General features: G+C 64.8%; 9 protein-coding genes. 7 read left to right on the top strand and 2 right to left on the bottom strand.

Features of this window, described 5'->3' with window-relative positions; genetic code table 11:
- The first annotated feature begins 1004 nt into the window (after positions 1–1004).
- Complete coding sequence (locus tag G4L39_RS11980) at positions 1005–1529, top strand: helix-turn-helix domain-containing protein (RefSeq protein WP_165108419.1); 525 nt, start codon at positions 1005–1007, stop codon at positions 1527–1529.
- A gap of 88 nt (positions 1530–1617) precedes the next feature.
- Here G4L39_RS11980 and G4L39_RS11985 read toward each other — a convergent pair whose 3' ends face one another.
- On the bottom strand, positions 1618–1953 hold the full coding sequence (locus G4L39_RS11985) for a PilZ domain-containing protein (RefSeq protein WP_165108420.1): 336 nt from the start codon (positions 1951–1953) through the stop codon (positions 1618–1620).
- 413 nt (positions 1954–2366) lie between these two features.
- Between G4L39_RS11985 and G4L39_RS11990 the strand changes: the two genes are divergently transcribed.
- From G4L39_RS11990 to G4L39_RS12015, 6 genes are all read left to right on the top strand, one after another.
- Complete coding sequence (locus tag G4L39_RS11990; RefSeq protein ID WP_165108421.1) at positions 2367–3728, top strand: nucleoside/nucleotide kinase family protein; 1362 nt, start codon at positions 2367–2369, stop codon at positions 3726–3728.
- Positions 3725–4855: a phosphotransferase gene (locus tag G4L39_RS11995; RefSeq protein ID WP_165108422.1), complete on the top strand. Its 1131-nt coding sequence runs from the start codon at positions 3725–3727 to the stop codon at positions 4853–4855. The genes G4L39_RS11990 and G4L39_RS11995 overlap by 4 nt, the downstream gene beginning before the upstream one ends.
- Positions 4856–4919: 64 nt before the next feature.
- Entirely contained in the window at positions 4920–6416 is a 1497-nt protein-coding gene (xseA, locus tag G4L39_RS12000; RefSeq protein ID WP_165108423.1) for an exodeoxyribonuclease VII large subunit, read from the top strand.
- Positions 6417–6596: 180 nt separating this feature from the next.
- A complete protein-coding gene (locus tag G4L39_RS12005) occupies positions 6597–7670 on the top strand; it encodes a M42 family metallopeptidase (protein WP_165108424.1) in 1074 nt (357 codons plus the stop codon).
- Between the two features lie 104 nt (positions 7671–7774).
- Positions 7775–8245, top strand: a complete 471-nt coding sequence (locus tag G4L39_RS12010) for a Uma2 family endonuclease (protein ID WP_165108425.1) — start codon at positions 7775–7777, stop codon at positions 8243–8245.
- Positions 8242–9336, top strand: a complete 1095-nt coding sequence (locus G4L39_RS12015) for a cellulase family glycosylhydrolase (RefSeq protein WP_165108426.1) — start codon at positions 8242–8244, stop codon at positions 9334–9336. The genes G4L39_RS12010 and G4L39_RS12015 overlap by 4 nt, the downstream gene beginning before the upstream one ends.
- A 57-nt stretch (positions 9337–9393) precedes the next feature.
- Here G4L39_RS12015 and G4L39_RS12020 read toward each other — a convergent pair whose 3' ends face one another.
- Positions 9394–10890, bottom strand: coding sequence for an amino acid permease (locus tag G4L39_RS12020; protein ID WP_165108427.1), 1497 nt, complete (start codon positions 10888–10890; stop codon positions 9394–9396).
- Between the last annotated feature and the right edge of the window lie 573 nt (positions 10891–11463).

An 11463-nucleotide genomic window follows, 5' to 3' on the forward strand; every position in this document is an offset into this window, starting at 1 on the left:
CCTGGGCGCTGCTGGTGGGTGGAGGGCTTGTGATGGTGTGGTTCAGACAGAAGAGTAATGCAAGAATGGGCACACAAGGTCACTGGAGCGAGTGGCCGCCCCGCTTCGTAGTTTGAGAGTTGCGGGCTTTGGTCATCGGCTCTGGTTGTCGAACGTCACGGGGGTTACTGTGTCGGACCGGCTGTGGGTCAGGCCGGTGGTTGGTCACCACGGACGCGCTCGGGAAGGCAGTTTTTCATGAACCGGGGCCTGCCCAAGGGCAGGCGTGGATTCGGCGATGGCGAGATGCATCGTTTCAGTCCAGAAGCAGGGGGTGTGCACAAAGGGGGGCTTCGGCTGGGAGGATACGGGGCCGGCGAGTTGATCCGGCGAGCGGCGCAATCCAAAAGGGCGGGTTCTTCGGTTGTTTCGACACCGATGCGAGAGCCGCCCTGAGGACCGGCATCCTCTAGAGACAGGGCTGGTTCGGTCCGCCACATACGAACGAACGCACCGCGCAGACACCGGGAGGCTTCAGAAGCGCGGGGGCGGCTGGAAGGACAAGTCGCAACACGTCGGGTCGGTGGGAAGCTGAGCCGAACAATCCGCGATGACGCTCATGCGAGCGGCCACCACGGTCAAGGAGCCGGCCGCGGGGGCTGGCTGCCCGGCGCGAGGGCGGATTGGGTGGTGGACGTGGAAACGACCATAAGGAAGGGTGTTCTCATGTCCACAGCTTGCGCCCCTACCCCCTGCAAGAAAGTGAGATGCGCCCGCCCGACGACCCTGCAAAGGACAATGCACTTTGCACGACTCCGCCCCGCGCAAAGAAGAGGCGATCAACAAGATGGCGACCCTTCCGTATGCCCTGATCCGGCGTTCGCGATGGCGGGATCCACACCCTTACCGTGCATCTTTGCCGGGACGATCTCGCTGTCGGGGCAAACCGGTCGGGGTGGCCGGCCGCGCGCGCATTGGTCCGGGATTGCCAAACGCGGCCCGGTCGGCTCTTAATGGCCCTGACGATGCCCACTGTTGGTGAACAACTCCGAGCACGGCGGGAGGCGATGGGATTGAGCCTGCAGGATCTGGCCGGCGTTACCAAGATCCGGGCCGACCTGCTGCATGCGCTTGAAGAAGGGCGCTACGAACAGTTCACCGCGCCGGTTTACGTCAAGGGTTCGGTCCGCAGCTATGCGCAGGCCTTGAAGCTCGATCCTGCCCCCCTGCTCCGCCAATTGGACGCCGAGTTGTCCGGAGACCTGCGGCTTTCCGGTCCCCCTCCTCTGAGCCCAAACGAGCCCACGATCCTGGACAAGGCCCTGTTTCACATCGCCCGTTTGAGTTGGACCCAGGTGTTGCTCGGGCTGGCGGTGGTACTGTCGTTGGGCCTGTGGTTGGGTGAGAGAATCCTGCGGGATCCGGCCCGCGTGGAGCGTGCCTTGCAGGGTATGCGCCCTTCCGTGTACAAGGGGACGGTCCCGCCCACGATGCACACGCTGTCCCTCCCGCCCGTCCGGCCTGCAGGTTCATCTGGCGTTTCCCCCTGAAAGGGCGGCCTGCAACGGGCAAGGCCGGCGCCCGGGGTCTTACAAGCACACGCTGCGGCGCCCGGCGCCGCACGCAGCCGCCGGGCTCTCAGGCCGGCGGTTCGGGTGGGTAGGACGCCCAGGCCGAAAGCTTCGACTGGGCCTGTCGGGAAAGCCCGGTGAAGACCATCGAGATATGATAGCCGGTGTGACGGTTTCCCAGGCAGCTCACCACCACGCCCGTACAGCTGATCCGGCTTTTGTCCCCGGGCGACTTCACCGTCAATGTCATTTCCGTCCAGCAAGGCAGGGCCGTGGGGCTCAGAAACTCAATGCCGTTCTTTCGAAAAACCACGGCTTCCGGAGGCAACGCCAGCTGCGTCTCCCGAGCTTCCACGGTTACCTGCGCAGACCCATCGGGACGCTCCGCTTTCCGCGCACTCATATGTTGAGTCTACAATACCACAACGCCGAGCCCGGTAAAGGACGATTCCCGACACCCAAGGGCAAAAGGTACCGGGCCTGCAAAGGCCCCATGGGCGCAGGGCCGGGAGGCGAGCCATCCGCAGCGCCGCTTCCGGCTTTGCCATTGGCAGCCGGCGGGAATCGCGCCAATCTGGACCCGCACATGATTCGCGCGGCGTTCATAAGCGTCCCGGTTCTTCCCAAACGAAGTGGCGCCGGTGCACCGACCCAAGGCTCCGGCGGGTGGGTTCACCTCCCCGCATGGAAATGCAGCCGCTGCACCCGTTTTGCCTCTCTCGGGAAGGTGATGGCGGACGGGCCCTGCCGCGATCCGTCATCCGGCGTTTCCGCGGGCTCGGGGTGGTCGGCCCGGGACGTTGCATTTCGGTTGCCATGAATGCAGGCGCCCCATTCATATCCACGTCGGCCCCGACCCGATCCCTGCGCCCGTTCCTTACTGCCGCATTCAAGGCCTGGCAGGCGGCAGGCATCCCGTTCCTTGTCCTGCGCAACCACGAGCAGCTCCCGGACAGTACCAGCAACGATGTGGACGTGCTGCTATTGCCCGACGGACTCGCGGAAGCGGAGCGTCGCCTGGTGGCAGCCGCACGTCAGGCCGGCTATCGTTTGCATCATCGCGTGTGTTTCGACCCGGTGTCGCTCTTCTTTCATGATCCACAGACGCTCCACCAGGTTCAGGTGGACCTGTTCCAGCGGCTGGCCTGGCGGGGGGTACCACTCATGGACGTGGAGGCGGTGCTGTCGCGTCGGATGGATCGGGGCCTTTTTGCCGTGCCCAACCCGGTGGACGAGGCGGTGCTGAACCTGCTGATCCGGCTGCTTTATCAGGGGCGGGTAAGGGAAAAATACCGCGAGGGCATTTTTTTCGTGGCGTCGGCCGAGCCGCAAACGTTGCGGGAGCGGTTGTCGGAGATCCTCGGCGCCAGGGCCGCCGCATGGATCGCCGATCGGGTTCGGGCGGCCGACTGGGCTGCGATTGAATCGCGGGCAGGGCACTGGCGACTTTGCGTTCTCGGGCGTGCGCTGCGGCGGAGGCCGCTGGATTGCCTGCGCGCCTGGTTTTCGGACATGCGGCGGTGGGGCTCTCGTTGGTGGCACCCGCCCGGACTGCTGGTTGTACTACTCGGCCCCGATGGTTGTGGAAAGTCCACGGTCGCCCGCATGTTGCTGGAAGCGATGCGCCCCACGTTCCAGCCGGACAAAAGCCTGTTGGGACATTGGAAACCGGAGGTGTTTCCCCTGCCCCACCGCGCCCGGCGCGCACCCACCACCCGGCCCCATGCACGTCCGCCCCGCAACTGGTGGTGCTCTTGGGTGGTGCTCCTCGGCCATGCCGTGGAATACGCACTGGGTCATCAACTGGTCCTCCGGCCCATTCTGTTTCGCAACGGCTGGGTGGTGATGGACCGGTACCATCATGACTTTTTCGTGGATCCGAAGCGCTACCGGTTGGCCCCGCCGCCGGGGTGCCTTCTCCGCTGGTTCCGGCGGCTTTCCGAGCCCGACATGGTCTTTGTCCTGGACGCGCCGGTCGAGGTGCTGCGCCAGCGCAAAGTGGAGGTGACCGAGGAGGAGTCCCATCGCCAGCGGAACAGGTATCGCCAGTTGGCTGCCGAGCTGCCCAACGCCCGTGTTTTGGATGCCACCCAAACACCCGACCGCATCGTGATGCAAGCGGTGCAAGCAGTGCTGGAACTGCTGGCGCAAAGGTTGCCGGATCCCTACCGCGCATGACCGAAGCGGAACTCCCCTGGATCAGCGTGTTGCCGCCGCCGCGGCCGGGTCGGCCGGTCTTGAAACTGGCCGGCTGGTTGGTGACCCGGGGCGGAGAACCATTGCTCTGGTTGCCGGCGCCACCCCGGTGCGCGCGGGCAACCCTCACGCTCTACCCGGCCCAAACCCGCCGTGCCCGATGGGCACGCCGGATCCTGACGTGGGCGATCGGCCGTGTGCCCGCGCCGGGTGCTCGCCGCTGCGAGCTGCATGTGGATGCCGAAGCCCCCTTGGTGAGGCTGCTGGGTGGGGCTTCGTCCACGGGCTCGCCCCCCCTGTTCGGGGTGTTCTGTGGCAATCCGCGAGCCGCCGGCCGGAGGTTTCTGTTCCTTCAGTTCACCCCGGAGGGTCAACCCGGACAGGTCCTCAAGGTTGGATCGGATTCGGCCGCCATCCGCCGACTCCGGGCGGAAGCCGAGTTCCTTCTGAGAGCCGATTGCGACCGTTTGCGTGCGCCGCGCCTCCTTCAGGTCTGGGAAGGAAACGGCGCCATGGCCATCGTTCAGCCCTGGGTTCCGGGGACCGCGCCGCGTCGTGTTTCGCCGCGTCTGCTGGGCTCGATGTTAAGTTCCTGGATCCATCGGGACAAACGCGTGCGTTTGGATCAGCTGGGCGTGTGGCAGAGGCTGACCGGGCATCTTTCCGAATCAGGGTTCTCCTGTCCCTGGCTGGCGGCGCTCGGTCGGGCGGAGGTTCATCCCACAGTGTTTCATGGTGACTTTGCTCCCTGGAACCTGCGCTACGACCCGGGGTCGGACCGGTGGTGGGTGGTGGACTGGGAACGGGCACAGCTCGAAGGGCCGCCCGGCTGGGACTGGGCCCATTATTGGGTGCAAACCATGGTGTTGGTGGAGCGGCGGCGGCCGGAACGAATTCTGCGTGCGTTGGCAGCCGCTTGCGAGTCGGCGCCGGTGCGCAGTTACTTCGCCGACGCGGGAGCCGATGAGGTCCGCCACGGGCTGGTTGTGGCCGGCCTGCTGTTTCAGTTTCTGGAATGGCCGCCCACGGAAGGTTGGACCGCCTGGGGCGAGGTGCTTCAGGCCTGCACGGAACGTCTGGCCCGGCACGGTTCCCTCGTCACAGCCTGACGTTGGCCTTCGCGGCGCCCCGGGTTGCCTTGGCTCGGGCTGTAGCGCAGATTGAGCTTCGCACATGGGGCGTACGGCCAAACACCAGTGGGAGTTCGGAGAACTGTTTGCGCGCGAACCGACGCGTCGGGTCTGGACCGTCAGCGAACTGACGCTGCAAATCCGGCGGTTGTTGGAGCAGCAGATTGGACAGGTTTGGGTCAGCGGCGAGATCAGCAACCTGCGCATTCAGTCCTCCGGCCATGCGTATTTTACGCTCAAGGACGCGGCGGCCCAGATCGCCTGTGTCCTGTTCCGCGGCGAGGCTGTACCCCGCAGGGAACTGCTGGCCGACGGTCAGAAGGTCATCGTGTGCGGCGATCTGACCGTCTACGAGCCGCGGGGTCAGTATCAGCTGGTCATTCGCGCCCTGGAGTTTCAAGGGGTGGGCACCCTTCAATTGGCCTTCGAACAGCTCAAGAAAAAACTGGCGGCCGAAGGGCTCTTTGCCCAGGAACGAAAACGTCCCCTGCCCCGCCATCCCCGGCGGGTGGGACTGGTCACGTCGCCCACCGGTGCCGCCATCCGTGATGTGCTCCACGTGGCCCGACGCCGCAATCCCATGTTGGAGTTCATCCTTGTCCCCTGCCGCGTCCAGGGCGAAGGCGCGGCCCTCGAGATCGCCGCCGCCATCCGGCTGTTAAACGAGTTCGCCCTGGCACCCATCCCCCAGCCGACTCCGGCCGGCGGGCCCCTGAGTGAGCCGCCGCCGCGATTGGACGTCATCCTGGTCACCCGCGGGGGCGGCAGCCTTGAAGACCTGTGGGCTTTCAACGAGGAGATCGTGGCCCGGGCCATTGCAGCTTCCGCCATCCCGGTGGTTTCTGCCGTGGGCCATGAAATTGATTTCACCATCAGCGATTTCGTGGCCGACCTGCGGGCGGCCACCCCCAGCGCAGCCGCGGAGATCCTGACGGAGGATGTTCATGCCAGCAGGGATTTCCTTGCTCAAGTGCCCCGGCGGCTGGCGGAGCTTGTGCTGCAACACCTGGACCGGGCCCGACAAGACCTTGAAGCCTGGGAAAAGCGTCTCCAACGCGCCCATCCGCGGCGGCAGATTGAAACGGCCTGGCAGCGTTGGGATGAACTGGTCGCCCGGCTCCGCCGCGCCGGCCAGACCTTCCTCAGCCTCCGGGTTCAGCAGTGGCAACACCTGGTGCGCGGTCTTTATCAAGCCAGGCCGGCCGTGCACGTACAGCATCAGCGGCAGTGGCTCGAGAGCATGGCACGCAGGCTCCGCCAGACCGTTGCCCATCAGCTTCAGATCCGTAAGCAGCGGTGGACCGCCGCCCGGAGCCGTCTGGTTTTGCTGGGCCCGGAGCAGGTCCTCGCCCGTGGCTATTCACTCACCTTTGACCCCTCTACGGGTCGTCTGGTGCGTAACGCCGACGAGGTCCGGCCCGGCCAGCCGATTCGCACCCGGGTCCATCGCGGGGAAATCCTGAGCCGCGTGGAACAGACCCGTACGACCGAAGTAGACAACGCCGGTTCGGACGCGAGGTCCGCTTCTCCGGCGGTTTGAGGCGCGCGGCCGGCCCGCGCCCCGGCCTTCTGCAGCGTAGGCCGGGCACCCCGTCCGCGTTCTGGTTCTCAAAGCCGCCACGGCCCGGCTTCCGGTTGCTTGCTCCTTCTACCTTCCAGCCACTCACGGCGTGGTCAGGCTCTCCTCGACGGCGGACCCGGGGCCTTCTACCTTGGGCGCATGCGCGACGCTTCCTTGCAGTTTTTGCAGCAGCTGGTCAACACGCCCAGCCCGGTGGGTCACGAACTTCGAGGGCTCCAGGTTTGGCTGGATTACGTGCGACCCTACGCTGAAGAGACCTTCTGGGACGCCTATGGCAACTGTGTGGCGGTGCTGAACAAGGGCGGCTCGCCGCGTCTCATGCTGGCGGCGCACGCTGACGAAATCGCCCTGACGGTCCACTACATTGACGACCAGGGTTACCTGTACGTGCGACGGCTGGGCGGGGTGGACCCCGTGGTGTCCGTGGCTCAACGCGTGGTGGTTCATAACCGTCGCGGCCCGGTCAAAGGCGTGATTGGCAGCGTGCCGCCCCATCTGCTGAAGGACGAGGGAGACCGCAAGCCCCCAAAAATCCACGAACTCTTCATCGACATCGGTGCCGCAAACCGGCGGGAGGCCGAGCGACGGGTGAGCATTGGCGACCCGGTAACCCTGGAAGACCAGTTCGAATTACTCCACGGTCAACTGGCCGTGGCCCGGGCCTTTGACAACCGGATCGGTACTTTTGCCGTGGCCGAGGCGCTTCGGCTCTTGCGGGAATCCGGCGCCAGGCTGCAGGCCGAGGTCTGCGCCGTGGCCAATGTGCAGGAGGAGGTCGGCCTCTTTGGGGCCCGCCAGATCGCCTACAGCCTTCAGCCCGATCTCGCCATTGTCGTGGACGTGACCCACGCCACCGATTATCCCCTGATCAACAAGACCAAACACGGCGACGTGCGCCTGGGCAAGGGCCCCACCCTCACGCACGGGGGCTGCAATCATCCCCTGCTGGTGCAACGCCTCGAAACCCTGGCCCGCAAGGCCCGCATCCCCATCCAGCACGAGGCCATGTCCAACACCAGCGGCACCGACACCGATGCCATCTTCTGGACCCGCGGTGGCATCCCCAGCGCACTGGTGAGCCTCCCCAACCGGTACATGCACTCGCCCGTGGAGGTCATTCATCTGGGCGACCTCGAAGCCATCCCCAGGCTCCTGGCCGAGTTCGCCCGATCCCTGAAACGGGGCGAATCCTTCCGCGCACCCCTTCAATAGGCTTCGCCCGTAACAGTTTCCGCCAGCGGCCGCCTCCACCGGGCCGGCCCCGGGGTCGGCTTGCGCCCCGAACCGGGCTGCCGTAGTGTGTGCTCGGAACCTGCATGAGCGAGGCTTACGAAGAAATCCTTGACGGGCTGCCCACCCTCCGTGCGCCACCGGGCGAACGTCACGAGCGGATCTGCCAGCGTCTGCACGCCCGCGTTGCGGCTTCATTGGTCGCGTTCCCGGCTGCCCAGCTGCTGGCATGTCGAACCCGCATCCAGCTCACCGCACAAACCACCATCCGACCCGACCTGGCCGTCATCACCAGGGCCAATGCCAAACTCTGGCTGGCAGCCGAGGTTATCAACCCGGCCGACCACCATACCGACACCGTCATCAAGAAGGCGCTCTACGAGGAAATCCGCCCCGCCCGACTCTGGATGATTGATCCCCGGTACGACAACGTGGAGGTGTACCACGCCACGCCGTATGGGCTGGCCCTGCAGAACATCCTGGCCGGCTCGGAATCGCTGACCGAGGCCCTCTGGCCCTCCTTCGAGATCCCGATCCGGGAATTGTTCGCGCCATGAGCCGAAGTGCCGCCTGGGTCTTGGTCGGCCTGACCCTGGCATGGCCGCTGACCCCGATGGTTCGGGGCGCCCCGCCCCGCATCCAGTTGAACCGCAGCGCAACAGGGTTCCTGACGCCCGAGGGTCAACCCTTTCATCCCCGGGGTTTCAATTATGATCGCGACCACCGCGGCCGCCTGCTCGAAGAATATTGGGAACAGGAGTGGAACACGGTTGAAAGCGATTTCGCCGAAATGAAGCGGCTCGGGGCCAACACCATCCGGATCCACCTCCAAGCGGGTGCGTTCCTCAATGGACCCACCGAGCCAAACCCGCGCGCCCTGGAGCGGTTGAGGCGGCTGCTCAGAGTGGCAGAACGCACGGCCCTGTGCGTCGACCTGACCGGCTTGGGCTGTTACCGCAAGACCGCCGTGCCGGCCTGGTACGATGCCCTGGATGAAGCCGGTCGTTGGAAGGCCCAGACCACCTTCTGGCGCGCCGTCGCCCGGGCGGCCCGGGATAGCCGTGCCGTCTGGTGTTACAACCTCATGAACGAGCCGTTCGTCCCCGGTACCCCCCGACCGCAGGGCGACTGGTTGGCCGGTGAGTTCGGCGGGTTCAGTTACGTGCAGGCCATTACGCTGGACCCGGCCGGCCGACCACGAACGGCCATTGCCCGCCAATGGATTCGTACCATGGCCACCGCCATTCGGAACGAGGACCCGCAGGCCCTCATCACCGTGGGACTGCTCCCGGAACGACAGCCCCAAAACTCCTTTTCGGGATTCGACCCCGAAATGGTCGTGCGCGAACTCGATTTCATCAGCGTGCACCTGTATCCCGACGAACGCCGTCCGGAAGAGGCCCTGGAGGTTCTGGCAGCTTGCGACCGTGGCAGGCCCCTGGTGGTCGAGGAGATATTCCCGCTGCACATTTCTCCGGAACGGTTGACCCGGTTCATTTCCCGCCACTCCGACCGTGTGACCGGCTGGCTGACCTTCTACTGGGGACAGCCGCCGGAAGAGCTGGCACAGGAACGCACCTTGGCCGCGGCCGTCCTCCACGACTGGTTGGTCCGCTGGCAAATGCTGAAGAGCCATTACGGCCCTTGATCCATCAGGGCCGGGATCAGTCCGGGCGGCGGCGACCGGGGTGGCCTTGGGCCGTCCCTATCGGGAGTCGGCCGCACCATGGTTCCTTGCTAACAGGCTGTGACGGCGACCGTACAAAAAGTACACGCACAACCCGAGGGCCATCCAGACCAGCAAACGCGCCCACGTATCCGGCGGTAGGCCGATCATCAGCGTCCCGCAACAAATCACCCCCAGCGGGCAAACCAACCAAAACATCGGCACGCGGAAGGGACGCGGAATATGCGGATCTGTAAACCGCAGGGCAAACACGCCACCGCAAACGATGACAAACGCCAGCAGCGTGCCGATCGACACCAGCTCGCCCAGCAACCCGATGGGGAACAACCCCGCCAACAGCATCGCACAAACCCCGGTCAGAATCGTGGCCCAGTAGGGCGTTCGGAACCGCGGATGCACCCGCGCAAACAAGGGCGGTAACAGGCCGTCCCGGGCCATGGCGTAAAAAATCCGGGGCTGCCCCAACATCATCACCAGAATCACCGACGACAACCCCGCCAGCGCGCCCACCTTGATCAGCGTTTTCAGCCAGGAAAACCCGGAACCCAGCGTGTCAATCGCCACCGCCACCGGCGCGCCAACGTCCAGTTGATCGTACTTCACAAGGCCCGTGAGTACGGCCGCAACCCCGATGTACAGCAAGGTGCAGATGGCCAGGGAACCCAGGATCCCCACGGGCATGTCCCGCTGCGGATGTTTGGCCTCCTGGGCGGCCGTCGAGACCGCGTCAAAGCCAATGTAGGCGAAGAAAATCACCCCGGCCGCCCGCAACACCCCTTCCCAACCAAACCGGCCCGGCCCCTCGGGTTCCGGAATGAACGGTTTCCAGTTTTCCGGATTCAAATGCGCCACGCCCACGGCCAGAAAGAGCAGGATCACCCCCACCTTCACCGCCACGATGATGTTATTGAACGTGGTCGATTCACGGATGCCCAGCACCAGCAGCACTGTGATCAGCGCCACGATCAACATCGCCGGCACGTTCAGATAAGCACCCGTCCGCGTCCAACCCTCGGTGAACACCCGCCAAAGGTTCCATCCCGCGTCGGGTGGCGGCTTGTGATCCCATGGTGCAGCAGCCCACTCGGGGGGGATCACAATTCCAAAATCCGACAGGAACGACACCATGTACTCGGACCAACCCGACGCCACCGTGGATGCAGCAAAAAGATACTCGAGGATCAGGCCCCAGCCGATGATCCAGGCCAACAACTCTCCCATCGTGGCATAGCTGTACGTGTAGGCGGAACCCGAGATCGGAATCATGGATGCGAACTCGGCGTAGCAAAGCCCGGCAAATGCACACGCCAGACCGGCCAGAACAAACGAAATCACAATGGCCGGCCCGGCATAATTTGCAGCCGCCTTACCGGTCAGAACAAAAATCCCGGCGCCAATGATCGCACCAATGCCCAGCAAGACCAGATTCCATGGTCCCAAAGCCCGGTGAAGGCTCTGGTCGGTCAGGGCCTCCCGTTGCAGGTCCTCGACACGTTTCCGGCGAAACAAACTCATGTGGTGTTCTCCCTTCGTTGGCCTTGCTAAATGGCGGCTTTAACCCTCGGGAGTCAAGAAAATGGCACAATGCGCAAAACCGTTCGGGGTAGCCCACGTACGCATCCATCCCACACCTCTAGCACCCCGGGGTCCCGTTTCGTGCCATACGGGTCGTTTCCAAGCCCGGCGCGCGGATCCGAGAGCGGGCCGGAGCGCCTGAACGAGAAGAGGTTGCACAAATTCCGTCCCGCGGCGCAGTCGGAGTCGCCAAACAATACCGCCCCGGGGTGCATGTTCCCCGTGATCGGAGCGCCCGTGGCCTGCTTTGGAGCTCGTAAGTCCGGCCCTTCCGTGGCAGGGAGATTTTCAGCCGTGCCCGGAACCACCTCACTGCGCTCCCACCAAGGCCCGGTTCTGCGGTTTCGAGACCCTTGCACCGGGATCGGCCAGAGGTGGGTCTGCACCCCACCCGCCGACCACCGGACCTGTGGCCACCCCAAACCGTGGCCATCGCCTGAAGTATTGCACCGGCGGGTGAAGATTTTTTGGGTTCGGCGTTGAATATCGTCGCGCGCCGTGCCTCAATGAAGC

This window comes from Limisphaera ngatamarikiensis, from assembly GCF_011044775.1.
GTDB lineage: Bacteria > Verrucomicrobiota > Verrucomicrobiia > Limisphaerales > Limisphaeraceae > Limisphaera > Limisphaera ngatamarikiensis.